A 22,343-nucleotide genomic window follows, 5' to 3' on the forward strand; every position below is an offset into this window, starting at 1 on the left:
ATCGGGCGCATTCGCTTGTTACCCCATGAAACACCGTGCTCCGCCGCTGTCCTCATCCGGTCTCACGGTCGGCGAGTAATCGCTCGCGGATGGTGACCTGGTTGGACTAGGGTCGGGCGCTTTGGTGCCTGAAGCGTCGCGTGACCGACGTGGGCCGTGGACCGGAGTGGACCGCGGACCAAGTGGCACAACGAACGAGGGGATGCGGGGGGTGCGGGTGCGCTGGCGGTTGTACGCACTTGTGGCGGCCGGGAGCTTCCGCCGGTACGCCACCTACCGGGTGGCCACGGCCGCCGGGGTGTTCACCAACACCGTCTTCGGTTTCATCCTGGCGTACGCCTACACGGCCCTGTGGGACCAGCGTCCCGGGCTCGGCGGCTACGACCTGGCGCAGGCCCTCGCGTATGTCTGGCTGGGCCAAGCCCTGCTCGCCGCCGCCTCGTTGATGGGCGGCGGCTTCGAGGACGAGCTGATGGAGCGCATCCGCACGGGCGCGGTCGTCACTGACCTCTACCGCCCGGCCGACCTGCAACTGTGGTGGCTCGCGGCCGACTTGGGGCGGGGCGCGTATCTCCTCCTCGGGCGTGGGGTGGCACCGATGGCGGCGGGGATCCTCGCCTTCGACGTGGCGCTGCCGCCCGAGTGGTGGATGTGGGCGGCGTTCCTCGCCTCGGTGCTACTGGGGCTTGTGGTGAGTTTCGCGCTGCGGTTCATGGTGGGGCTGAGCGCGTTCTGGCTGATGGACGGGACAGGGGTGGCGCAGATGTCGTGGCTGGCCGCGATGTTCTTCTCCGGGATGCTGCTGCCGCTGACGCTCTTCCCGGGGCTGCTGGGGGAGGTGGCGCGGGCGATGCCGTGGTCGTCGCTGCTCCAGGTGCCGGTGGACGTGTACCTGGGCAAGCGGACGGGCTGGGACCTGGTGGCGGCGTACGCCTTTCAGGCGGGGTGGGCGGTCGCGCTGTTGACGCTGGGACGGCTGGTGCAGGGAGCCGCTACGCGGCGGGTGGTGGTCCAGGGTGGCTGAGGCGCGGAAGCGGGTGGACGAGGCGGGTTCGGGGGCGCGCGGCGTACGGGAGGGCCGGCCGGCGACGGAGGGTGACCGGCGGCCCGTACGGGAGGACGCGCACCGCGCAGCGGAGGACCTGCTGTCCGTACGGGACCGGGGGCCGGGCGGGCGGCTGCGGCTCGCGCGGGACGGGTTCCGCGCGTACGGGCTGATCGCGGCGATGTGGATCCGGGCGACGATGGCGTACCGGACCTCGTTCGTGATGACCACGCTCGGCAGCTTCGCGGCGACCGGCCTGGACTTCGTCGCGGTGCTGCTGATGTTCCAGCATGTGGAGAGGCTCGGCGGGTTCTCGCTGGGCGAGGTGGCGTTCCTGTACGGCCTGGCGGGCGCGGCCCTGGGACTGGGCGACCTCGCGATGGGGACCATGGGGCGGCTGGGTCAGAAGGTGCGGGACGGGACGCTGGACACGTTGCTGGTGCGTCCCGCGCCGGTGCTGGCGCAGGTGGCGGCGGACCGGTTCGCGCTGCGCAGGCTGGGGCGGACCACGCAGGGCCTGGCGGTGCTCACGTACGCCCTCGTGCAGTTGGACGGGGTGGTGTGGACGCCGCTGAAGGTGCTGATGGTGCCCGTGATGCTGCTGAGCGGCGGGGCGATCTTCGCGGCGGTGTTCACGATGGGCGGGGCGTTCCAGTTCTGGGCGCAGGACGCCGCCGAGGTGCAGTCGGCGTTCACGTTCGGCGGGAACGCGCTGCTGCAGTACCCGCCGACGGTGTTCGCGAAGGACCTGGTGCGGGGAGTGACCTTCCTCGTCCCCCTGGCCTTCGTGAACTGGATTCCGGCGATGTACGTACTGGGGCGCCCGTATCCGCTCGCCGTGCCCGAGTGGTTCGCGTTCCTGTCGCCGGTGGTGGCGGTGGGGTTCTGGGTGGTGGCGGGGTTGCTGTGGCGGGTCGGTGTGCGGTCGTACCGCAGCACGGGGAGCTGAACGGACAATGGGAGCGGAGGAGTTCATGAGTACGGCGGACGACGGGGACGCGGCGTGGGGCGCGGCGGACTTCATCGAGCTGGACGGCGTCGAGAAGGTCTTCGACGTGCGCCGCAAGACGGGTTTTCTGCGTCGGGAGAAACGGCAGGTCAGGGCCGTCGACGGGATCAGTTTCCGGGTGCCGCGCGGCGAGATGGTCGGCTACATCGGGCCCAACGGTGCGGGCAAGTCCACCACCATCAAGATGCTGACGGGCATCCTCACCCCCAGCGGCGGACGGCTGCGCGTCGCCGGCATCGACCCCTCGAAGGAGCGCACCCGGCTCGCCCAGCGCATCGGTGTCGTGTTCGGCCAGCGCACCACCCTGTGGTGGGACCTGCCGCTCAAGGACTCGTACCGCCTGATGCGCCGCATGTACCGCATCCCCGACGACCGGTACGCCGCGAACATGGCCCGCTGCACCGAACTCCTGGACCTGGGCGAGCTGTTGGACGTCCCCGTACGGCAGCTCTCGCTCGGCCAGCGGATGCGCGGCGACATCGCCGCCGCCCTGCTCCACGACCCCGAGGTCCTCTATCTGGACGAGCCGACGATCGGCCTCGACGTCGTGTCGAAGTCCAAGGTCCGGGAGTTCCTCCGCGATCTGAACGCGGAACGCGGCACCACCGTCCTGCTCACCACCCACGACCTCACCGACATCGAGCAGCTCTGCAAGCGGGTCATGGTCATCGACCACGGGCGGCTCGTGTACGACGGCGCGCTCGCCGGGCTGCACGAGGTGGGCGAGAGCGAACGCACCCTCGTCGTCGACCTCGAACGTGAACTGCCGCCGATCCGCACCCCGTTGGCCCGTAACGTCAAGGTGGAGGGGCCCCGTCAGTGGCTCGCCTTCCCCGCGTCGGTGTCGGCGGCGCCCCTGGTGGCCGAACTCGCCTCCGCGTACCCGCTGTTGGATCTCTCGGTCCGGGAGCCGGACATCGAGGCGGTGATCGCGAAGATGTACGCCGGTGGGGCGGACGCTGGAACGGGTGCGCGGATAGGCTGAGTTGTATGACCAGTGACCAGGACCGGGGGCCGGCGGCGGGAGTTTTCCCGAGCTGCGGGCGTCGGACGCCGACCGTGAGCGCGTCGTGGAAGTGCTGCGCGACGCCGTCGCCGAGGGGCGGCTCGACATGGAGGAGTTCGACGAACGTCTGGGCGCGGCCTACACGTCCCGCACCCAGGGTGAACTCCAACTGCTCGTGAGAGACCTGCCCGTGCACGGCACGGCGCCTCCGGTGCTGCCGGTGGCGGGGTCGGGGGCCGGCGCCCAGGCGGCCACCTGGGCGGGCCGGGTGGGCGTCCCCGCGACCTCCAGGGGGGCGTTCGCCTTCTGGGGCGGCTTCAAGCGGTGGGGGACGTGGAGCGTGGCGCGGGACTTCACCGCGTTCGCGATGTGGGGCGGCGGCGAGATCGACCTGCGCGAGGCACGGTTCGAGGACCGCGAGGTGGTGATCCGCTGCTTCACGATCATGGGGGGCATCGTGGTGAAGGTCCCCCCGGAGCTGACGGTCCAGGTCTCCGGCATCGGGGTCATGGGCGACTTCGACGACAAGGCCACCGGCGAGGGCACCCCGGGCTCCCCCCGCGTCAGGGTCACCGGCTTCGCCCTGATGGGCGGCGTGGGCGTCGAACGCAAACTCCGCAAAGCAGACAAGAAGCGCCTGAAAAACCTCAAAGAACTCGACTGACCCCGGCCCACCGCCCGTCCATCGTCAGCCCTCGGGCAGACGGCCGCCCGCCCCCTCACGCCCCGCCCCTTGGGCAGAGGGCCGCCCAAGGGGCGGCACGGGTGGGCAAGGGGCGGCCCCCACCAGAGGTGCACCCCCACCGGTACGCCCACCCCCGCCCTAACCAGAGCCCCGGACGCCACCCACTTCCGCACCCCCGCGAGAGGGCCCGCGCCCCGCCCCGAACCTCAACCCCCGACCCCCCTCAGAACCGCACCGGCGCCGCCACCGCCCCCTCCCGCCCCGCGAATCCCGCCGCCCCGGCCGCCGCCCCCGGGTCGCCCGCCCGCAGCATCCCCAGGTCCACCCACTGCCCCATCCGCCGGTACCCCTCGTCACTGGGGTGCAGGTGGTCGCCCGAGTCGTACGCCGGCAGCATCCGCACGGGCGCGTACGGGTCCCGGACCGCCCGGTCAAAGTCGATGACCGCGTCGAACACCCGTCCCGCCCGGATCTCCGTGTTCACCCGTTCCCGTACCGCCTCCAGCTCCGCCGTCCACGTCGGGTGCCCGCCGAACGGCAGCAGCGTCGACCCGATGACCCGCTGCTGGCGCGCGTGTCCCTGCCGTACGAGCTCGCGCAGCCCGTCCGTGATCCGCTTGGCGTCCCGCTCGTTCGGCGGCGCGATGATGTCGTTGATCCCCAGCAGGACCACGATCGTCCTGGCCCCCGGCTGCTTCACCGCGTCCCGCTGGAACCGGGAGAGCCCGCTGGGCCCCCGGTGGTCGTTGAGCAGCCGGTTTCCGCTGATGCCCTGGTTGAGGACGCCGTAGCGGGGCGCGCCCGGTTCCGCGCGCAACCGGTCGGAGAGGACGTCGGGCCAGCGCCGGTTGGCGTCCAGGCTGGAGGAGATGCCGTCCGTGATCGAGTCGCCGAACAGGACGACGGCCCCCTCCGCGTGGGGGTTCAGGACGTCCACCCGGGTCAGGTAGCGCCAGCTCTTCGTACGGGCCTTGTACGCACCGCCGGACACGTCCTCGGTGTGGTCGCCGGCCGCGCTGTACCCGGTCTGGCGGGAGAACGGGTGGTGGGTGACCGAGCCGCTCGGCGACTGCGAGAAGACGCTGACGAGGAGGTCCCCGTCGTACGGCACCCTGATCGCCGTTCCGTCGCTGACGGCCTGGCCGCCGGGCGGCACGACCACCGTCGGCCGGCCCCGGAAGGTGACGGGACGCATGGTTCCGGGTTCGGCCGCCGGTGCTCCGGCGGCGGCGGCGACGGCGATCGACGCGTGGGAGATGTGCAGCGGCTTGTTTCCGAAGAGGTTGGAGAGGGTGATGCGGGCGCGGGTGCCGCCGATGCTGGTGTGTACGACGTTGCGGATGGACTGCCCCGCCAGCCCCTTCCCGGAGCGCGGCTCGGGCCCGACGGGCGACGCGGACCAGGTCCCGATCCACTGCGCGCTCGCGGCCGGCCGCAGCCCCGTACCGCCGCTCCCGGACCGGCCGCCCTTGTCGGCGGTGTGCGTAGCGCTCCCGTTGCGCGCGGTACCGTCCCGCCCCGCGGGTCCTGTGAGGGCGAAGATGCCGCTGGAGATCAGTACGACCACTGCGGCCAGAGCGGCAAGCAGGGCGTAACCATGGCGCCTGGGCATGCGGTGCGGGGCTCCTCGGTGCGCTGGGGAGCGGGTGGCTCCCGTTCGAAATACGAACGTCGAACTGATCACCATGATGGGGCATGACGTTCACTTGGGAGACGCAGGGAACTCCAGGCGCGTTCCGGGAGTAGGTCAGGCAGGGCCCGAACGGAGCAGCGGCGCCGAACCGGAGCGCGGCCGACGGCCGGTCGCCGGACGGCGGCGACCGGTGACGGGACGGTCAGGTGGACACTCGGTGTACGGGTCTTTCCGTACGCGGGCGACCGCACGCACAGCAGGGGAAACGGCTCGGGTACGGGTACCCGGGGCGGAACCGGCACGGGTGAACGACGTGAACGACGGAGTGGGCGGAGCGGATGGAACGTACGAACGACAGGGCAGCGGCGGCAGCCGGGCAGGGCACCCCGGGCCCGGACGGGCTCCGCGCCGCGGACGGCACCTCGTCCCCGGACGGCACCCCGGCTCCGGACAGCACCCCAACCCCCGACGGGACCCCGGGCACGGGCGACGCCTTCCGCACGCGAGAGGCGGCCTCCGACCCGGACGACGGCCCGGGTGCGCAGAAGGCCGCCCCCGGCCCCCGCACGCGGGAGTCCGCCCCCGGCACCCCCACCGCACCGGCCGCCAAGCGCCTTCCCTTCACCTTCAGCGCGGCCGACGAGGAGAAGCAGCGCGGCGTGCGCCGGATGAAGGCGACGGCCACCGGGCTGCTCCTCTTCGTCGCACTCGTCTACGTACTCGCCAAATGGGCCCAGCACAGCGGGTTCACCGGCTGGCCGGGGTACGTGGCGGCAGCGGCGGAGGCGGGCATGGTGGGCGCGATGGCCGACTGGTTCGCCGTCACCGCCCTCTTCAAGCACCCGTTGGGCATCCCGATCCCGCACACCGCGATCATTCCCACCAAGAAGGACCAGCTGGGCGTCACCCTGGGCGCCTTCGTGGGCGAGAACTTCCTGTCCGAGGACGTCATCAAGGCCCGCCTGGCCCCGCTGAACATGGGCGGCCGACTGGGTACCTGGCTGGCCGACCCCGCCCACGCCGACCGCGTCACCGAGGAACTCGCCACCGCGCTTCGAGGTGCCCTCACCGTCCTGCGCGACTCCGACGTACAGGCGGTCGTCGGCGAAGCCATCACCCGCCGCGCCGACGCGGCCGAGATCGCTCCCGGTCTCGGCAAGGCCCTCAGCAAGGTGGTCTCGGACGGCGCCCACCACCGCGCCGTGGACCTGATCTGCACCCGCGCCCACGACTGGCTCGTCGAACACGGCGACTCCGTCATGGACGCGGTCCAGGGCGGCGCCCCCGGCTGGACCCCGCGCTTCGTGGACCGCAAGATCGGCGACCGCGTCTACAAGGAACTCCTGCGCTTCGTCACCGAGATCCGCGACATGCCCACCCACCCCGCCCGCGGCGCCATCGACCGCTTCCTGAGCGACTTCGCGACCGATCTGCAGTCCGACTCCGAGACGCGGGCCCGCACCGAACGCCTCAAGTCCGACATCCTCAACCGCCCCGAGGTCCAGGACGTCATCGCCTCCGCCTGGTCGGCGGTCCGCTCGATGATCCTGGCCGCCGCGGACGACGACCGGTCCGAACTGCGCCTCCGCGTGCGGGCCTCCCTCGTCTCCCTCGGCACCCGCCTGGCCACCGACGGCCGCCTCCAGCGCAAGCTCGAAGGCTGGGTCGAAGGCGCGGCCGTCTACGTCATCACCACCTACCGCACCGAGATCACGTCCCTGATCACGGACACGGTCGCCGGCTGGGACGCCGACCACACGTCCAAGAAGATCGAGGCCAACATCGGCCGCGACCTCCAGTTCATCCGCATCAACGGAACGGTGGTGGGTGCGCTCGTGGGCCTGCTGATCTACACGGTGTCGAAGGCGTTCGGGGCGTAGGCGGTACGAGGGACGCGCGGGGGAAGCCGTCGCCCCGGGACGCGCGTGTACGTGCGTCCCCGAGGAGGTTGTCGCTCGGGGGAACCGTGCGAACGCGCGGAGGGCGCCGCCCAGAGGTGGGTGTCCGTGCGGCGACCAAGGGGAAGCCGTCGCCGAGAGGGACGCGGGTCACCGTACGACCAGGCCCCGACGAACCCGCGGCCCCGGCCCCGCGCCCCGCAGTCCCGCGCCCCGGGTCGAGGCGAGGGCCGTTCCCTCGAACGGCCCCCGCCTCCGAAGGCGGGCCGACAGACGCGCCCCGCCCGCCTCCCCAGTGACTACTTCGAGCAGCCCCGCCGCCCGCCGCACCCGCTGGCCGCCCAGGAAGCCGCCGCGACCCCGCCCGCCACCGCGAACACCGCGGGCCAGGCCCCGACCTTCTTCGCCAACGGGTGCGATCCCGCGAACCCGGCGACGTACAGCCCGGTCAGCCCGGCCGCGACCTTCCCCCCGGCCTCCTGCTGCCACTGCCGGGCCGCGACGGCCCCGGCCGCCGCCAGCGCCACCCCGCCCAGCGGACGCTTCCCCGTCCACCGAGCCACCCCGTACCCCCCGACAAGCCCTGCTGCGGCGACTACGGACGCGGGCACCTTCGCCATGACAACTGCCTCCTGCTGAGATCCGGCGTACGACTCATCCTGTTTCGCACGTACGTCTGCGATGCGAGGCTAACGGGCCCCTCGAACCCACGAACCCGCACCCCTCTGTCACGGTGAGTACCGACCGAGTCCCCATTCGGTAACGGGATGTGGCCGCATCGGCCTCCCGCAGGAACGGCGATGTCCGGGCCTCCCGGGCCCCGCCCCCGTCGCGGACCCCACCCTGCCGACCCACGGACGAGGGCGGGGAAACGAACCCGTCCCCGCCCTCGTCCCCGCCCCCTCCCGCTCCCGGGGCCCACTCATCCGGGAAGCGACGTACGCCGCACCGGGCGGGCCGTCGGCCTACTCGCAGGCCACCCCGTCCCCGTCCCGGTCCAGGTGACGTCCGTACCCGGGCTGGCCGCTGCGAATGGGCGCGGCACCTGCGGCGCGTACGGCGGAACAGTTGGCGTAGGAAACGCTGCCGCCCCCGGAGGTCCCCCCGGACGCACTGCTGCCGCCCCCGCTCGTACCTCCGCTGGAACCGCCGGACGTCCCGCCCGTAGAACCTCCCGTGGATCCCCCGGTGGACGACCGCCGCGAGGAGGACTCGCACGCGACCCCGTCCCCGTCCCGGTCGAGGTGGCGCCCGTACCCGGGCTGGCCGCTGCGAATGGGGGCGGCACCCGCGGCGCGTACCGCGGAGCAGTTGGCGTAGCTGACCGGAGGCTTGGCGGGCTTGGCGGGCTTGGCGGACTTCGGGGGCTTGGGTACGGCAGGCACCTTGGGCGTGCTCACGGGCACCGGCGCGCTGACGGATATCCGCACGACAGCCGTGTCACTGAGGGCCCCGGTGCCCTTCCCCGCCACCTGGTACGTGAACTCGTCCGGGCCCGTGTACCCGGCGGTGGGCGTGTACACGAGGTTCGTCCCACTGACGGTGGCCCGCCCGTGCTGCGGCTGGACGGACACGCTCATCGCGTACGTCCCGGCCCCGACCGCCCGGGTCGCGTCTTCGTCCTGACCACCCGCTCCGACCACGCTGTCGTTGGCCAGAGCGGCAACGATGATCTGCTTCGCGCCCCGCCCGCTCGCCTCGTCATCCACGAGCTCCGGCCCGGCCAGGAGGGTGGGGGACGGCGACGCCGACCCGGTTACCCCCGCCCCGACCGGCTTGGCGTCCCCGACCTTTCCGTCCCCGACGGCGCTCCCCCCGCACCCGGCAAGCACGACCACCATCACCCCGGCCCCACCCACTACTCCAACCCGCCGCCGCGCCGCACTGCTCTTCCGCATGTGTCCCCCCAAGGCATCAATGTGAACTGAGGGGGCTGATGATGGCAGTCCTGTGAAGGTCCAGAACTGAACAAGTAAGCAATTGGCCGAAAGTGACCGTTTACCTCCGGGTCGACGTCTGTCCCGCGGGGAGACGTATACGCGCGTTCGAAGCGAAGCCCTCGTCCTGAATCGCGCGGACGAAGTCGGCCCAGGCGGCGTGAGGCACGTCGATCGAAGGACCGTCGAGAGCCTTGGAGTCGCGGACCGCGGTCGAGAGGGAAAGGTGCGCTGCCTCCAGGCACTCGGTTCCGCTTCCGCCGCTGTGCGAGGACTTGAACCAGTGGGCGTCGTGGTGGTCCATCAAAGCTCCTTGGCGACTCGATCCAGGAGCGCGGTCGAAGCGGGAATGCTCAACGCCTGCGCTCGCAAATATTCGAACGCCAACTTATAGCGCGTGAGTTCTGCGGGCTTCTCCATGAAGAGGCCGCCGCTGATGAGATCGACGTAGACGACGTCGAGTTCGGGGGTCGGTCCTCCCAGAATGACGAAGCTTCCCACTGCCGCCGCGTGCGCCCCTCCGGCGAACGGCAGTACCTGCAGCGTCACATGAGGACTTTCCGCGCGGCCGGCGAGGTGTCGCAACTGCTCACGCATGACGTCGGGGCCGCCCACGACGCGGCGGAGTACCGCCTCGTCGATCACCGCCCAGAGGTGTGGCGGATCCTCCCGGGAAAGGAGTTCCTGGCGCTTCATGCGGATGTCCACCATGTGGGCGATCTCGTGCTCGGTGCAGCGCATCTCGGACGCCCGGTGAACCGCTTCGGCGTATGCGCGGGTCTGGAGCAGTCCGGGGACGTACATGCACGCGTAGTGGTCCTCGCGCACCACCTCGTCCTCAAGGGTCAGCATGAGGTTCATGGACTCGGGAATCGGGTCCGCGAGCGAGCGCCACCAGCCCTGGATCTTCGCCCCTTTCGCCAACTCGACGAGGCTTTCCCGCTCCTGCGCGGAGGCACCGTAGGTACGACACAGGGCGTCCACCGCAGGCCATTTGACGGTGCCCTCTTTGGTCTCGTAGCGACTCAGCGTTGCCTTGGAGATGCCGACGGCAGCGCCCGCATCCTCCAGCGTGAAACCTTTCCGTTCCCTCAAGCGACGCAAGTCCGCCCCCAACTGTCGCCTGCGAGTTGTCGGCCCAATCGCCATATTCATGACCTTTCATGTTGATGCTCAGAGCCTGCACGGCGTGCACTTGCGTGAGCAAGGACGCGTACGCCGGGGGCGCACTCGCGCGAGCGGGCTACCGCTCGGCCTATGTGAGAGTTCCAAAACGAGAGTTCCACTGCCAGGCTGTGTGAGGAACGCCATACAAGGACGGTGTTCGAGTGACTGAAGGGATGGCTGACATGGATGGGTGTCGATATGAAGTCACGAGGCGGCCATGGGAGTTGCCGTTTCTGGCGGAACCGTGCGAGCTGGCGGGTCTGCGACGCGTGATGCGTCTTCACCTCACGATGTGGGGACTGCCGAAGTTGATCGAGGTTGCGCAGGCCTGCGTAACAGAACTTGCTGCGAACGTCGTTGCCCATGTGGGCACAGGAACCCCCGCAACGCTGGCGGTTGCGATGAGGGGAACGAACCTCCGCATTGAAATGCGCGACCCGGACGGACGGGCACTCCCCACGTTGCTTGCGGCCATGGGCGATGCGGAGTCCGGGCGCGGGATCATGCTGATCGACGCCCTGGCGAAGCGTTGGGGAGTCGAACCTCGTGAGGGCGCGAAGTCCGTTTGGTGCGAGTTGGACACGGAACTGACTACGTCTACTGGGCATGTTGGCGGGGAGGAAGTGACGCGAGCGGAGAGTCATCTCGCTCTGTATGAGCGCGTTCCTGGACACAGTCCCTCTGGACTGCCAGGAGCTGAAGCGGCCAGGGATTCGGCAGTCGCACTCATTGCAGATCTTCTTCACTGGCTCCGTGCGCACGGCTGTGACCCCGACGAAGCGCTGGACAAGGCTCAGATCTGCTTCGAGGCCGAGGCTGAGTGGGGGCAGGACGTATGACAGGGCTTGGCGGTGTTTCTGCTCTCGCGCGTGAGTTCGACGACTGCGGGTTCAATGATTTGAGCGAACTCCGCCGCCTCGTTCGAGTCGCACAGGGCTACGGGTTGTTGCAGGGCGTCGCCTTTCACAGCCTGGCGCCTGACGGTCCGCACGATGAGCCGTTCCTGCTGACATTGGAGGCAGACGCAGGCTTGGCGATCAGTTCGGGCGTTCTCCAGCGGTGCGATTTCGTCCCTCCTGGCTCTGTCAGGGGTGAGGACGCAGTGAGCTGGGTGCTGACTCTGGTCGACGCTCGCGTGCATGTCCTGCGCGCAGCCGTGTCGGTGTGCGGCTGGGGCGGTGTTGCAGGAGAGCTGTCCAAGATCCGTAAGCTCCTGGAGAGTCAGGAGGCAGGAACGGGCACAGAGGAAAGTCGGTGATCGCCAAGGCCTGGAGCGGTTGGGGCGATATCCATATCCTGTAGCCATGCCTACAGAGGACGCACCAGAAGATATGCTCTTTCGTGACATTTCTGCCGTAAGCGCCATTGAGGCCAATGAATCCGCGTCCGGTGACCGAGATCTCGCGAAGGTTGCTCAATGGTTCATGGATCAGCCTCGCATGGAGCAGAGGTTCTCAGGGGTCTTTAGGCAGTCGATCGACGAAGTGCTTGACGGTCAGCGTACGGGGCGCTACGACGTGAACGATCTTGAGAAAACGGAGAAAACATACCTAGGGACAAAGGTAGAGATCGTTTGCCGTACGGAATTTGGTTTTTCCCCTGGTAGCAGGATGGACTACCAAGTCTCCGGGGTCGAAGTCGATTCGAAGTTCTCCCTGACTGGGGATTGGATGATCCCACGCGAGGCGATGGGGCATATCTGTCTCGTCATGGCGGCGAATGACCGGAAAGCGACCTACGGAGTCGGGCTCGTGCGTATCAGGGAGGAACTCCTTACTGGCAGAGGCAACCAGGACCAGAAACGAAGGATCTCCCGGGAGGGACGCTCGGCCATCAAGTGGCTCGTCCGGGCGGGGAACTTGGATGCCAATCTCTTGCTGGAGTTGGACGAGGTCACTCGCAGGGCTCTTATGGCGGTTCCCCCTGGGCAGGGGCGAGTGGATATGTTGTTTCGGCATGTTCACGGACGGATTGTTGACCGGAACGCAGTGGTTACGACTGCGAAGCAATTGGATTCTGCAAAACGCGTGCGGGACGCGCGCTCCAGGCTGCGGGGAGCCGGGATTGTTATTTTGGGTCATCAAAAAGAGGGTCCGCGTATTGCGTTTTCACTGGGCCTCCCTGTTCCGAAGAAAGGAACTTGGGTGGCGGCGAGAGTTGTTCCGGTTTCGGACAGTTCAAGTAGGCGGTGCGCCCTTGTCGACGGAGTCCACTTCGCAGTCGCGGTGCCGGGCGAACCCGAGTGCCCGGCACCCGCCATCAATCACTGACTCCTGTAGATGTAGGGCTTGATGTGCTTGGCGATGGACTCGGCAAGCACCGGCGGCACTGCGTTTCCGATCTGCTTTGCAATTTGAATTTTGGTGCCACACCATACGAAGTGCTCGGGGAAAGTCTGCAGGAGGGCAGCTTCGCGATGAGTGATGGGGCGGTCGACGCGGTAGCCGTCGGGGCCTGGCTCCCACTGCGGGTGCAGATACTGCCCCTTCTCTGGCTTGTAGAATTCCGTCCGGATCGTGACGGATGGTTCCTCCCAGCGCATGCGCCCCATGACGTCGGTCGTGCCGGTCTTTTTTTTCTTCCAACAGTTCGGAAGGAGTTCTTCCGGGAGGTTGAATCTGCCGCCCCCCGGAGGGATGTGGGAGTAACGAAGCAGCGACAATGCTGTCGGCGTACGGCCGATGTGCAGATCCTCGCTCTTGAAAGGTCCGGGGACTTCCTTATCGAAGTAGATGACCTTGGATTCCGGTAGTGAGGTGGTTTCGGGCCTGTCGGAGATATTCTTTCCACTGAACGCGTCACGCACGTTGCGCCAAGTTTTAAGCCCCATGGGGTTGCCACGTCCATGAGTCGGTTCAGGGAGGGGGATTTTTCCGATTCGAGATCCGATAACGATGGCCCGCTTGCGGCGCTGAGGCGCGCCGTAGTCTGCTGCCAGCAGCAAGCCGCTGGAAAGATCGTACTCTTCGAGAAGTCCCCCTTCGCGTACTTCCTGCTGCAGCAGTTCGAATTCAGAAGAGGTGAGGAAGCGGTCGACGTTTTCGATTACGAAGACTTTGGGCCGGGCGTGCCGTACGAAGCGGATGTATTCCTTCCAGAGCTTGTTGCGGGGATCGTTGACGTCGCGAGTGCCGAGGTTGGAGAACCCTTGGCATGGCGGCCCGCCAATGATCACGTCTGCCGGAGGGATGTCGTCGTCCGGTACAAGCGCGATGTCGCCCCAACGCATGTGGGACTCGCCGAAGTTCGCGGCATAGGTTGCTGCGGCGTGGAGGTCCCACTCGACGGCCATGACCGGTTTGTAACCCTTGGCAGCCACGAAGCCCGAAGTCATGCCGCCACAGCCTGCGAACAGGTCGATCATGGAGATGCGTTTAGCCATGTTCGACAGGTTAATGGGAGGGACTGACAGTTGTCCTTGAGGGCGGTGGGGCGCCCGTGGCCGGCGATTGGCCCCGAGGGCTTGTCACCGGCCCTCGGGACCCGGCGCCGCACAGCTCACAGTGTCGCTACGTAATCGCGTAGTTCGTCGTAGTCACGGATGCGTCGCTGGTCACAGAGGCGCCTGAAGGTGTCGCGGATGTTCAGGCGTGCCTTGCGGTTGGTGCCGGAGCAGTAGTCGTCCAGTGCTGTGCTCAACGCCGGTAGATGCAGGTGGTACACGCAGTCCACGTCACCCGACCCCCGGGCCAAAAGCGCCAACATGGAGGGGCGTGGCTCCATCGTGACGGTGGCGAAGTGCGGCATGCGACCTCGTCGTAGGGCCGCCATCTTCGACCCCTGGCTACGGCAGTCCTGGGCTCTGTCCGTCCGAAGCGTCCACTTCAGGGAGAAGCCTGCCACCAGGTGCTGGAGGGGCGTGTTCGGTTTGATGGAATTGACGATCGACTTCGATACGGTTACGTCGAGCTTCAGGAGGGATTCCTCGCCCAGCAAGTCCAGTAGGTCCCTGCGACGGCTTTCCGCAACCTGCACCTCCCTGTGGATGTTGTCCAAGTGCTCCGCCAGAGCGTCCCGGAACTCCTCCTCAAGCGAGGTCGCTGCGGAGAACTTGCGGAGGGCGTCGACTGTGCGCGTTACTTCCTTGGCCATGTTTGTGCCGAGCTCTTTGGTGGCGTTGAGGTGTGAGAACTGTTCGAAGCTCGTGAATGGCTTCTCTGGCTGTACAACCAGGTGTGGAGCCGATACGTCATAATTCGTTCGTAGGTCCTCGACCATCAATCTGGCCATGTGGGTGCCTATCGCCTCCTTCGGAGGCTGGGCATCTGCCTGGATGCCCATGGCGTCGAAGAATATTTTTCCTAATTCTTTGGATTGCGTGTCGTTGGAGTCGGATGTGTTAGGTCGGCCTTCTCGGTATCCGCAGACCTGGTCAACAAAAGGGGCAGGCACAGACAGTTCTCCATCGGCTCAAATCTTTGACTCCGAAGCTGGATCAGATCGTCCTCTTCGGACATTCGTCATAATGGTTTGCGAAACAACTTCCGGAAGCTGATGTTCCCAGAACCGCAGCACCGTCCAACCCTGCGCCTCCAGATGCGCGGTCGTCTCGAGGTCCCGCGCCATGTTCCTGTCCAACTTGGTGCGCCACCATTCCGCGTTGGACTTCGGGCGGGTGGCGTGCTCGGGACAGCCGTGCCAGAAGCAGCCGTCCAGGAAGATCGCGACCTTGGCCGGGCCGAAGGCGATGTCGATGGTGCGGCGGGACATTCCGGGCACGCGGGTGTTCACGCGGTAGCGCAGGCCCGCCGCGTGAAGCAGCTTCCGTACCGCCATCTCCGGAGTCGTGTCGCGGGAGCCCTGGCGGCTCATGCGGGCGGACACGGAGGCGGAGGAGGGCTTGGGCATCGGCACACGGCAATTGTGACGCGAGTGCCGGAGCGGTGCGGCGTCCGGGTCCGGGGGCGCGGCACCGCTCGGGACCGGCTCAGCCCCCCGTCGGGGCCGCCGCCCCACCGTGGCAGTCGCGGTAAGCCTCCTCCGAGCCGCACCAGCACGCCGCCGAGGCCGAAGGCGGCCAGAAGGTGGCGCGGCCTCGGGCGGCCAGGGTGGTGGCGTATTCGGCGAGGAGGGACGTGGAGTCCGGGGTGGTGTGTTCCGAGGCGGCGAACGCTTCGTAGGAGGGGATGGAGCCGGTGACGACGCCCAGGTTCAGGGTGCCCGCCGAGGCCAGTTCGCGCAGGGAGGACTCCACCGTGGCCAGGTGCTCCGCGTGGGTGGGCGGGTACTCGGCGGCGAGGGTGGGGTGGGTGGCGCGGAGTTCCTCGTACTCCCCGGCCGGCCAGTGCAGCAGGGCGACCGGGAACGGGCGGGAGAGGGCCGCGCGGTAGGAGCCCAACTCCGCTTGGAGCCGCTCGATTTCGGCGCGCAGTTCGGTGGGGTCCGAGGAGCCGAGGGCCCACAGGCGCTTCGGGTCGTGCAGTTCGTCCAGCGGGACCGGGCCCGGGTTCACCGTGTCCGCGAGCGCGTCCCAGCTGTCGTGCGCCTTGCCCAGCATCCGGCGGACGCGGTGCCGGCCGGTGAGGAGCGGGCGGGTGGCGTACGGGACCTCGGAGTCCGAGGGGTTCACCAGGAGGGTGAGGGCGGTGGTGTACGCCTCGTGGGCCTGCTGGAGTTCGTCGTGGTTCTCCAGGGCCTCGGCGACGACCGCCCACGGCTGGGCGGTGCGCGGGGCGGCCGCGCGGATGCCGTCGATGATCGCGCGGGCTTCGGCCTCGTGGCCGAACTCCCAGAGGTTCGCGGCCTTGAGGGCCTTGATGAGGTGGGGGCTGTCGGGGGCGGGGTGGTTGAGGAGCTGGTCGTAGAGGGTGGCCGCTCGGGCGCGGTCACCGGCGAGTTCCAGGTGGGCCGCCGCCTGGAGGAGCAGGGGCTCCCGGTCCTCCGGGTACTGCGCCGCGGTGCGCAGCAGACGCTCGGCTTCGGTCGTGTGGTCGGCGGGCGAAGGCGTGTCGGGGCGCATGGTGGACACCGTACTGCCGGACCGGGCGGGGGCGAGAGGGGGCGGGACGGCCGCGGCGGGAGTGGGGGCGGGGGGCTGCATGGGAGGAGCGTTCCCCGGTCGGCGGCGGGCGGAACGTCCACCGGGGGGTGGTGGGGGAGGGTGGGTGCGCTCAGGGTGGGTGCGGGTGCGGGTGCGGGTGCGGGTGCGAGTGCGAGTGCGAGTGCGAGTGCGAGTGCGCGAGTGCGGGTGCGGGTGCGGTGGGTTGTGGAGTGAGGGGTTGCGGGGAGAGCGTGCGGGGAAGTTTGGTTTGGCGGTCAACCTTCTGGGGCCGGTCACCGTCTTCTTCAGTGGGTCGCGTGACTACGAGGGGCGGCTCGGCCGCGAGAGGTACGACGCGAGTCCCTGGCCGGGAGTCCCCTGGTCAAGAACGGGGAACTCGTGGCAGGCTGAGGTTTGTTCAGCCTTGAACGGGTAAGAGCGGTGAGTCCGGCGAGCGCAGCGGAGGAGGAGTGGGAGTGATCGGGAACGTCGTGCGGGCGCGTTGTGCGCTGGCAGTGTTCTTCCTGGTGGCCCATGTCCTCTTCGATGTCGGCGGCTTCGGTTTCGCCGGTGCTGTCGCCCTCGCCGCCACCGCCACCGTCGGTGCCGCACTCATCGCCTGCGCGCTGAGCAGCGGACGTACCGCCCCCGCCGTACCGCGCACGAAGGTGCGCACAGCCATCCGCGACCGGGAACGGCGTACCGCCTTCCTCGCGCAGCGTGATCCCGATGCGGCGGGCAGGCCCCGTCCGCGAGCCCCGGGCCGTCTCTCTCCGACGGCCGCGTAGGGGAACGACCGGGGTTGCTGTAAGTCTCCCGACCCTCTTCTCCGAGCGTTTTCAGCCCTGCGTGGGTCGTCATACCGATGTCTTCTTCTTTCCTTCGGTACGACGAGACCCTCGGAGGGCTCTTTCGTGTACGCGCTTTTCGCTTCCCTGGTGGAACGGCTTTCCGCCGTTCTGGACCCCTTGTTCGCCGCTTCGGCCACCGCCGCCGCCGTGGTCCTCTTCACGATGCTGGTACGTGTCGCCCTGCACCCGCTGGCCCGAGCCGCCGTACGGGGTGAGAAGGCCCGCGCCACGCTGGCGCCGCAGCTCGCCGCCGTGCGCAGGAAGTACGCGAAGCGGCCGGAGCGGATGAAGGAGGAGATTCTGGCGCTGCACGCGAAGGAGAAGGTCTCGCCCTTCGCGGGCATGCTGCCGATGCTGGTGCAGCTGCCAGTCTTTTTCGTGATGTACCACGTCTTCTCCTCGGCGGAGGTCGCAGGCCGGGCGAATGAACTGCTCGGGCACAAGCTGTTCGCTGCGCCCCTGGGATCGCGGTGGACGGACGCTCTGGGGCAGGGGGGATTCCTGGGGGCGCAGGGAATCGTCTACCTCGGGTTGTTCGCCGTCATCGCGGGGGTGGCCACCTGGTCGTTCCTGCGGGCGCGCAGGAATCCGGCGGTGGCGGAGACGGCGCAGTGGGCCGGGACCGGCGGTGCCGGCGTCGGCGGGGCGGGGGCCGGTGCGGGCGCACCCGGGGCCGCGCTGCTGAAGTGGCTGCCGCTGTTGTCGTTCGGGACGCTGATCACCGCGGCCGTGGTGCCGCTGGCCGCCGGTCTCTACGTCGCGACCACCACCGCCTGGACCGTCGCGGAACGGGCCTGGCTGCACCGGAACCGCGAGGTCAGGGAGGAGGGGACGGCCGGTGCCGGGCGCGGATGGCTGGGGCGCCGCACGTCCACGCAGTGAACGCGCACTTGCGAAGCGGGCGCCGAACTTGGAGGATCGGACAATTCTCCGGTGGCCGGGCCGCGAACGATCGGCCGGGTTGGGCGCGACCTTCGACCACGAGGAGATCGATCGCTGTGAAGTTGCTGCGTGTAGGAGATGCCGGTTCGGAACGTCCCGCACTGCTCGACGACGACGGGGTGACCGTACGGGACCTGTCGGGAGTGGTGGGTGACGTCGATGGCGCCCTGCTGGCCGATCCGGCCGCTCTTGAGCGGATACGGGAGGCCGCGGCGGCCGGAACGCTGCCCGCGCTGGACGCGGGCGGGCTGCGGGTGGGTCCGCCGCTCGGCCGGATCGGCAAGATCGTGTGCATCGGGCTGAACTACCACGACCACGCGGCGGAGATCGGCGCGCCCCTGCCCGAGGAGCCGATCCTGTTCTTCAAGGCGCCGGACACGGTGGTCGGGCCGCACGACACCGTGCTCGTGCCCCGGGGCAGCGAGAAGACGGACTGGGAGGTCGAGCTGGCCGTCGTCATCGGGCGGACCGCCCGGTACCTGGGGAGCGCGGAGGAGGGACTCGCCTGCGTGGCGGGCTACGCCACCTCGCACGACGTCTCCGAGCGCGCGTTCCAGATCGAGCGCGGCGGCACCTGGGACAAGGGGAAGAACTGCGAGACCTTCAACCCGCTCGGCCCGTGGCTGGTGACGGCGGACGAGGTGCCCGATCCGCAGGCGCTGGGCCTGCGGCTGTGGGTGAACGGGGAGCTGAAGCAGGACGGAACCACCGCGCAGCAGATCTTCGGCGTGGGCGAGGTGGTGCGGTACGTCTCCCAGTTCATGACGCTCTACCCCGGCGACGTGATCAACACGGGGACGCCGGCGGGGGTGGCCATGGGACAGCCGGAGCCGAAGCCCTACCTGCGGGTGGGCGACGTGGTGGAGCTGGAGGTGGAGGGCTTGGGGCGGCAGCGGCAGGTGCTGAAGGGGGCGTAGGGGAGAGGACGCCTTCGGAGCCGGACCGCCGCGTGACCCCCACGCTTCCCCCTCCCCGGCCCTTCGCTTCGTCCGAGCGGGGAGACCACCACGCCCGCCCCCTGGAACATGCCTGCGCCCAGGGGGCGGACGGCTGGGCCCGTCGGGCTCAGAGGGCGATCGTGGTGGACTGGGCGGCGGACTCGCGGGCTGCCTCCAGTACGGCCAGGGCGTCGGCGGCCTGGAGGGCGGTGACGGGGGGCTCCGTACCGTCGCGCAGCGACCGGGCGACGGCGGCGTAGTACGCGGGGTAGTCCCCGTGGAGGGTGGGTACGGGCGTGCCGCCGCCCGAGAGGGGGGACTCGCCGGCCCCGAGGCGGCCCCACATCTCCTTCGGCTCCTCGCCCCACGTGGTGTCCGGGTCCCCCGGGCGCCTGCCTTCGCGCAAGGCCGCCTCCTGCGGGTCGAGGCCGTACTTCACGTAGCCCGCGCGGGAACCCAGGACGCGGAAGCGGGGGCCGAGCTGTGCGGTGGTCGCGCTGACGTAGAGGTGGGAGCGGACGCCGTTCGCGTGCGTGAGGGCGAGGAACGTGTCGTCGTCGGCCGCGGCCCCCGGACGGCGGACGTCGGACTCCGCGTACACGTGCGTCACCGGGCCGAAGAGGGTCAGCGCCTGGTCGACGACGTGGCTGCCCAGGTCGTACAGGAGCCCGCCGATCTCCGCCGGGTCGCCGGACTCGCGCCAGCCGCCCTTCGGCTGCGGACGCCACCGCTCGAAACGGGACTCGAAACGCTGTACGTCGCCCAGCTCACCGTCGGCGAGGAGTGCGCGCAGAGTGAGGAAGTCGTTGTCCCAGCGGCGGTTCTGGAAGACGGACAGCAGCAGGCCCCGGTCCGCGGCGAGGGCCGCGAGGTCGCGGGCCTCGGCCGCGGTCGCCGCGAGGGGCTTGTCCACGACCACGGCAAGGCCCGCTTCGAGGGCGGCGGTGGCGAGGGCCACGTGGGTCTTGTTCGGGGAGGCGATGACGACCAGTTCCAGCTCGTCCGCCCGTGCCCACACCTCGTCCGGCGAGTCCGCGAACCGTACGTCGGGGAACTCGGCCAGAGCCTGCTCCCGGCGCTCCGGGTTCGACGTGACGACCGTGTCGAGCACCAGGCCCCCGGTCGCGGCGATCATCGGGGCGTGGAAGACGGAACCCGCCAGTCCGTAGCCGATGAGGGCTACCCGGAGGGGTGCGGCGGGAGTGCGGGCTGATGCGGCTGCAGGTGCTGTGGGCGTCATGGTTGCCACTTAAACAACGCAGGTGGCGAAGTGCAAAAGCGGGGGGCTCGGCCGACAGGGGGGACTTCGGGAGCTGTCCGGCCGTACGTCGTCGTGGCGCGGTCGTCGGCGGCGGTGTGCGTGGCAGGGTCACGGACCGTGGCCGCGGCGGGAGCGGGCGGCCCGTCGCTGTGCCGGTTGCGTCCGCGTACCGGGTCCCCGTCGCCCCGCGTCCGTCCCACCGTGTCCCCCGTCATCGCGTCCGGCTGGTCGGGCTGCCGTCCGCGGACCGGAGAGGCCAACCCATGCGTCTTCGCCGTGCACTCGTGCTGGGTGTCACCGTCGCCACGCTCGCTCCCGCACCGGCCGCCGTCGCCTCGGTGCCCCGCCCGGTCGCCGCCGACCAGCAGCAGCCGACCTGCGGCGACCCGCACAGTGCGGACTTCCCCCTCGGTACCCGTCTCCACGGCGGGCCGTACACCTATCAGCCGGGCGGCGACAGCGGTGAGTGGTACGTCGACCTCACCAACACCACCGGCGCGGCCTGCCACGACATCCACCCGGTGCTCGTCCTCGTCGACGACGGCCGCCATCTCCGGCCCGAGCACGTGCGCGCCGAGTTCCAGGACGCGGGCACCGGCGCCTGGCACGCCCTGCGCTTCCACCACACGGACCGCGACGAACTCGTCGGCGTCTTCGAGGAGACGACGCCGGGGTTCACCGTCGGGCCGGGCAGGACCCTCTCCGTGAAGGTGCGGCTCGGATTCACCGGGGACGCCCGCGCCAACACCGTCGTCGCCAACGCGGCCGTCGTGCACCGCAAGGGCGACGACGGGGAGTGGGTGGGCGAGTCCGGCGACTACCGGTTCGCCGTCGACCCGGACGAGGTCACCGGGGGGCGCGCCCACTCGGAGGGGGCCGGAGGTCTGGAGCTTGCCCGGACGGGGCAGGGGCCGCTGCTCGGGTTCGGGGCCGGCGCCGTCGCGCTCCTCCTCGGCGGCGGATCTCTCGTGGTGGGTTCGCGCAGGCTGCGGCCGTTGCCGAAGCGCTGACCTTCGTACGGACCGGCGACTACGGGGGAGGACCCGGCAGGAACATCCGGGCGCGTCGCCACGGTCGGCCCGGGACCATCCCGGACGGGAATTCCGCCGCCATGCGGGCGCGGCCCCACCCGTATCGGCTCATCTGCGACGATCCCTGTCGTGGACTACCCCGACACGCACCACCAGGACCCCTCGGCGCCCGTCCGGTCCGGCATTCCGGAGCACGGCCGCATCCCGAAGTACTACGCCGTCAAGGCCCGGCTCTCCGCGCTCGTGACGGAGTTGGCCGAGGGAGAGGCGCTGCCGACGGAACGGGACCTCGCGCTGCGGTACGAGGTCGCACGGGACACCGTCCGCCAGGCGATCCGTGAACTGCTCCTGGAGGGGCGGGTGCGACGGCAGGGCAGGGCGACCGTCGCGGCCGGGCCCAAGCTCGAACAGCCCCTGGCGTTGGCCAGTTATACAGAAGGCGTTCGGCGACAGGGGCGGCGCCCGGGGCGGACCCTGATCGGCCTGGAACGGTTCCCGTGCCCGGAGCGGCTCGCGCCGGAGGTGGGAGTGCGCGCCGGTGACCCCGTATGGCACCTGGAGCGGGTGCTGCTCGCGGACGACGAGCGGGTGGGGCTGGAGAGCAGTTACGTCGCGGTGGAGCGGGTCCCGCGGCTCGACGTGGACTTCGAACCCGATTCCTCGTTCTACGCGTACCTGCGCGAAGAGGTGGGAATCGGCCTCGGGCGGGCGGGGGAGCGGATCGAGACGGTGCTCGCCACGCCGCGCGAGGCGCTGCTCATCGGTACGCCGCCCGCGCTGCCGATGCTGCTGCTGCACCGGTGGTCGCACGATGTGGCGGGGCGGCCGCTGGAGCGGGTGCGGATGCTGTTCCGGGGGGACAGGTTCAGCTTCACGACGCAGCTCAACAGCTAGGCCGGCGGCAGGAGGGCGGGGAAGCGGGCGACGCACTATGATCACGAGAACGTAACGGGTCTGGGC

At 69.5% G+C, this 22,343-nt stretch carries 23 protein-coding genes; 13 read left to right on the top strand and 10 right to left on the bottom strand.

Annotation, left to right across the window (positions count from 1 at the left end):
* Window positions 1–202 precede the first annotated feature (202 nt).
* The 4 genes from HNQ79_RS16830 (at window position 203) to HNQ79_RS16845 (ending at window position 3,724) form a co-directional block, all read left to right on the top strand.
* Complete coding sequence (locus HNQ79_RS16830) at window positions 203–1,024, top strand: ABC transporter permease (RefSeq protein ID WP_185031829.1); 822 nt, start codon at window positions 203–205, stop codon at window positions 1,022–1,024.
* Between the two features lie 118 nt (window positions 1,025–1,142).
* Window positions 1,143–1,994: an ABC transporter permease gene (locus tag HNQ79_RS16835; RefSeq protein WP_229923169.1), complete on the top strand. Its 852-nt coding sequence runs from the start codon at window positions 1,143–1,145 to the stop codon at window positions 1,992–1,994.
* 25 nt (window positions 1,995–2,019) lie between these two features.
* Window positions 2,020–3,039 carry an ABC transporter ATP-binding protein gene (locus HNQ79_RS16840; RefSeq protein WP_185031831.1) on the top strand — a complete coding sequence of 340 codons (1,020 nt, stop codon included), beginning with the start codon at window positions 2,020–2,022 and terminating at the stop codon, window positions 3,037–3,039.
* Window positions 3,040–3,091: 52 nt separating this feature from the next.
* The gene (locus HNQ79_RS16845) at window positions 3,092–3,724 is read left to right on the top strand and encodes a DUF1707 SHOCT-like domain-containing protein (RefSeq protein WP_185032127.1); all 633 of its coding nucleotides are present in this window, start codon (window positions 3,092–3,094) and stop codon (window positions 3,722–3,724) included.
* 244 nt (window positions 3,725–3,968) lie between these two features.
* Here HNQ79_RS16845 and HNQ79_RS16850 read toward each other — a convergent pair whose 3' ends face one another.
* A complete protein-coding gene (locus tag HNQ79_RS16850; RefSeq protein WP_185031833.1) occupies window positions 3,969–5,357 on the bottom strand; it encodes an SGNH/GDSL hydrolase family protein in 1,389 nt (462 codons plus the stop codon).
* Window positions 5,358–5,716: 359 nt separating this feature from the next.
* On the opposite strand from HNQ79_RS16850, the gene HNQ79_RS16855 reads away from it, so the two are divergent.
* Window positions 5,717–7,258, top strand: a complete 1,542-nt coding sequence (locus HNQ79_RS16855; RefSeq protein ID WP_229923120.1) for a DUF445 domain-containing protein — start codon at window positions 5,717–5,719, stop codon at window positions 7,256–7,258.
* Between the two features lie 317 nt (window positions 7,259–7,575).
* Here the strand turns inward: HNQ79_RS16855 and HNQ79_RS16860 are convergent, their stop codons facing one another.
* The 4 genes from HNQ79_RS16860 to HNQ79_RS16875 all read right to left on the bottom strand — a co-directional run bounded on the left by HNQ79_RS16860 (window position 7,576) and on the right by HNQ79_RS16875 (window position 10,362).
* Window positions 7,576–7,896 carry a hypothetical protein gene (locus HNQ79_RS16860; protein WP_185031835.1) on the bottom strand — a complete coding sequence of 107 codons (321 nt, stop codon included), beginning with the start codon at window positions 7,894–7,896 and terminating at the stop codon, window positions 7,576–7,578.
* A 345-nt stretch (window positions 7,897–8,241) separates the two neighbouring features.
* Complete coding sequence (locus HNQ79_RS16865) at window positions 8,242–9,117, bottom strand: excalibur calcium-binding domain-containing protein (protein ID WP_229923121.1); 876 nt, start codon at window positions 9,115–9,117, stop codon at window positions 8,242–8,244.
* Between the two features lie 157 nt (window positions 9,118–9,274).
* Window positions 9,275–9,517 (bottom strand): DUF397 domain-containing protein, encoded by a 243-nt coding sequence (locus tag HNQ79_RS16870; RefSeq protein ID WP_185031839.1) that lies wholly within the window; start codon window positions 9,515–9,517, stop codon window positions 9,275–9,277.
* Complete coding sequence (locus HNQ79_RS16875) at window positions 9,517–10,362, bottom strand: helix-turn-helix domain-containing protein (protein WP_185032132.1); 846 nt, start codon at window positions 10,360–10,362, stop codon at window positions 9,517–9,519. Before HNQ79_RS16875 ends, HNQ79_RS16870 begins: the two co-directional genes overlap by 1 nt.
* Window positions 10,363–10,553: 191 nt before the next feature.
* On the opposite strand from HNQ79_RS16875, the gene HNQ79_RS16880 reads away from it, so the two are divergent.
* The 3 genes from HNQ79_RS16880 to HNQ79_RS16890 are packed head-to-tail and all read left to right on the top strand — an operon-like array spanning window position 10,554 to window position 12,650.
* Window positions 10,554–11,219: an ATP-binding protein gene (locus HNQ79_RS16880; protein WP_308437311.1), complete on the top strand. Its 666-nt coding sequence runs from the start codon at window positions 10,554–10,556 to the stop codon at window positions 11,217–11,219.
* Window positions 11,216–11,638 (top strand): hypothetical protein, encoded by a 423-nt coding sequence (locus tag HNQ79_RS16885; RefSeq protein WP_185031841.1) that lies wholly within the window; start codon window positions 11,216–11,218, stop codon window positions 11,636–11,638. Before HNQ79_RS16880 ends, HNQ79_RS16885 begins: the two co-directional genes overlap by 4 nt.
* Before the next feature lie 46 nt (window positions 11,639–11,684).
* Window positions 11,685–12,650 carry a NaeI family type II restriction endonuclease gene (locus HNQ79_RS16890; protein WP_185031843.1) on the top strand — a complete coding sequence of 322 codons (966 nt, stop codon included), beginning with the start codon at window positions 11,685–11,687 and terminating at the stop codon, window positions 12,648–12,650.
* Here HNQ79_RS16890 and HNQ79_RS16895 read toward each other — a convergent pair.
* From HNQ79_RS16895 to HNQ79_RS16910, 4 genes are all read right to left on the bottom strand, one after another.
* On the bottom strand, window positions 12,644–13,762 hold the full coding sequence (locus tag HNQ79_RS16895; RefSeq protein WP_185031845.1) for a DNA cytosine methyltransferase: 1,119 nt from the start codon (window positions 13,760–13,762) through the stop codon (window positions 12,644–12,646). The two genes, HNQ79_RS16890 and HNQ79_RS16895, sit on opposite strands and share 7 nt — an antisense overlap.
* Window positions 13,763–13,878: 116 nt before the next feature.
* Complete coding sequence (locus tag HNQ79_RS16900) at window positions 13,879–14,661, bottom strand: NgoMIV family type II restriction endonuclease (RefSeq protein ID WP_229923122.1); 783 nt, start codon at window positions 14,659–14,661, stop codon at window positions 13,879–13,881.
* A 129-nt stretch (window positions 14,662–14,790) separates the two neighbouring features.
* The gene (locus HNQ79_RS16905; RefSeq protein ID WP_185032139.1) at window positions 14,791–15,228 is read right to left on the bottom strand and encodes a very short patch repair endonuclease; all 438 of its coding nucleotides are present in this window, start codon (window positions 15,226–15,228) and stop codon (window positions 14,791–14,793) included.
* A 79-nt stretch (window positions 15,229–15,307) separates the two neighbouring features.
* Window positions 15,308–16,339 (bottom strand): SEC-C metal-binding domain-containing protein, encoded by a 1,032-nt coding sequence (locus HNQ79_RS16910; protein ID WP_185032141.1) that lies wholly within the window; start codon window positions 16,337–16,339, stop codon window positions 15,308–15,310.
* Window positions 16,340–16,836: 497 nt separating this feature from the next.
* Between HNQ79_RS16910 and HNQ79_RS16915 the strand changes: the two genes are divergently transcribed.
* From HNQ79_RS16915 to HNQ79_RS16925, 3 genes are all read left to right on the top strand, one after another.
* On the top strand, window positions 16,837–17,148 hold the full coding sequence (locus HNQ79_RS16915; protein WP_373312394.1) for a DUF6412 domain-containing protein: 312 nt from the start codon (window positions 16,837–16,839) through the stop codon (window positions 17,146–17,148).
* 150 nt (window positions 17,149–17,298) lie between these two features.
* Window positions 17,299–18,093, top strand: coding sequence for a YidC/Oxa1 family membrane protein insertase (locus HNQ79_RS16920; protein ID WP_229923123.1), 795 nt, complete (start codon window positions 17,299–17,301; stop codon window positions 18,091–18,093).
* 116 nt (window positions 18,094–18,209) lie between these two features.
* Window positions 18,210–19,070, top strand: a complete 861-nt coding sequence (locus HNQ79_RS16925) for a fumarylacetoacetate hydrolase family protein (protein WP_185031851.1) — start codon at window positions 18,210–18,212, stop codon at window positions 19,068–19,070.
* 148 nt (window positions 19,071–19,218) lie between these two features.
* Here HNQ79_RS16925 and HNQ79_RS16930 read toward each other — a convergent pair whose 3' ends face one another.
* Window positions 19,219–20,331: a Gfo/Idh/MocA family oxidoreductase gene (locus tag HNQ79_RS16930; RefSeq protein WP_185031852.1), complete on the bottom strand. Its 1,113-nt coding sequence runs from the start codon at window positions 20,329–20,331 to the stop codon at window positions 19,219–19,221.
* A gap of 284 nt (window positions 20,332–20,615) precedes the next feature.
* Here HNQ79_RS16930 and HNQ79_RS16935 point away from each other — a divergent pair, with 284 nt between their 5' ends.
* Window positions 20,616–21,362 (top strand): hypothetical protein, encoded by a 747-nt coding sequence (locus tag HNQ79_RS16935; protein WP_185031853.1) that lies wholly within the window; start codon window positions 20,616–20,618, stop codon window positions 21,360–21,362.
* Between the two features lie 150 nt (window positions 21,363–21,512).
* On the top strand, window positions 21,513–22,277 hold the full coding sequence (locus tag HNQ79_RS16940) for a GntR family transcriptional regulator (protein WP_185031854.1): 765 nt from the start codon (window positions 21,513–21,515) through the stop codon (window positions 22,275–22,277).
* Window positions 22,278–22,343 lie beyond the last annotated feature (66 nt).

Origin of the sequence: Streptomyces candidus (genome assembly GCF_014207445.1) — a bacterium.
Classification (GTDB): domain Bacteria; phylum Actinomycetota; class Actinomycetes; order Streptomycetales; family Streptomycetaceae; genus Streptomyces; species Streptomyces candidus.

Coding starts and splice junctions, on each gene's coding strand:
- HNQ79_RS16830 (WP_185031829.1), top strand. CDS start 203: ATGCGGGGGGTGCGGGTGCGCTGGCGGTTGTACGCACTTGTGGCGGCC.
- HNQ79_RS16840 (WP_185031831.1), top strand. CDS start 2,020: ATGAGTACGGCGGACGACGGGGACGCGGCGTGGGGCGCGGCGGACTTC.
- HNQ79_RS16850 (WP_185031833.1), bottom strand. CDS start 5,357: ATGCCCAGGCGCCATGGTTACGCCCTGCTTGCCGCTCTGGCCGCAGTG.
- HNQ79_RS16855 (WP_229923120.1), top strand. CDS start 5,717: ATGGAACGTACGAACGACAGGGCAGCGGCGGCAGCCGGGCAGGGCACC.
- HNQ79_RS16860 (WP_185031835.1), bottom strand. CDS start 7,896: ATGGCGAAGGTGCCCGCGTCCGTAGTCGCCGCAGCAGGGCTTGTCGGG.
- HNQ79_RS16865 (WP_229923121.1), bottom strand. CDS start 9,117: ATGGTGGTCGTGCTTGCCGGGTGCGGGGGGAGCGCCGTCGGGGACGGA.
- HNQ79_RS16870 (WP_185031839.1), bottom strand. CDS start 9,517: ATGGACCACCACGACGCCCACTGGTTCAAGTCCTCGCACAGCGGCGGA.
- HNQ79_RS16875 (WP_185032132.1), bottom strand. CDS start 10,362: ATGGCGATTGGGCCGACAACTCGCAGGCGACAGTTGGGGGCGGACTTG.
- HNQ79_RS16880 (WP_308437311.1), top strand. CDS start 10,554: ATGGCTGACATGGATGGGTGTCGATATGAAGTCACGAGGCGGCCATGG.
- HNQ79_RS16885 (WP_185031841.1), top strand. CDS start 11,216: ATGACAGGGCTTGGCGGTGTTTCTGCTCTCGCGCGTGAGTTCGACGAC.
- HNQ79_RS16890 (WP_185031843.1), top strand. CDS start 11,685: ATGCCTACAGAGGACGCACCAGAAGATATGCTCTTTCGTGACATTTCT.
- HNQ79_RS16895 (WP_185031845.1), bottom strand. CDS start 13,762: ATGGCTAAACGCATCTCCATGATCGACCTGTTCGCAGGCTGTGGCGGC.
- HNQ79_RS16900 (WP_229923122.1), bottom strand. CDS start 14,661: ATGGGCATCCAGGCAGATGCCCAGCCTCCGAAGGAGGCGATAGGCACC.
- HNQ79_RS16905 (WP_185032139.1), bottom strand. CDS start 15,228: ATGCCCAAGCCCTCCTCCGCCTCCGTGTCCGCCCGCATGAGCCGCCAG.
- HNQ79_RS16910 (WP_185032141.1), bottom strand. CDS start 16,339: ATGCGCCCCGACACGCCTTCGCCCGCCGACCACACGACCGAAGCCGAG.
- HNQ79_RS16930 (WP_185031852.1), bottom strand. CDS start 20,331: ATGACGCCCACAGCACCTGCAGCCGCATCAGCCCGCACTCCCGCCGCA.
- HNQ79_RS16935 (WP_185031853.1), top strand. CDS start 20,616: ATGCGTCTTCGCCGTGCACTCGTGCTGGGTGTCACCGTCGCCACGCTC.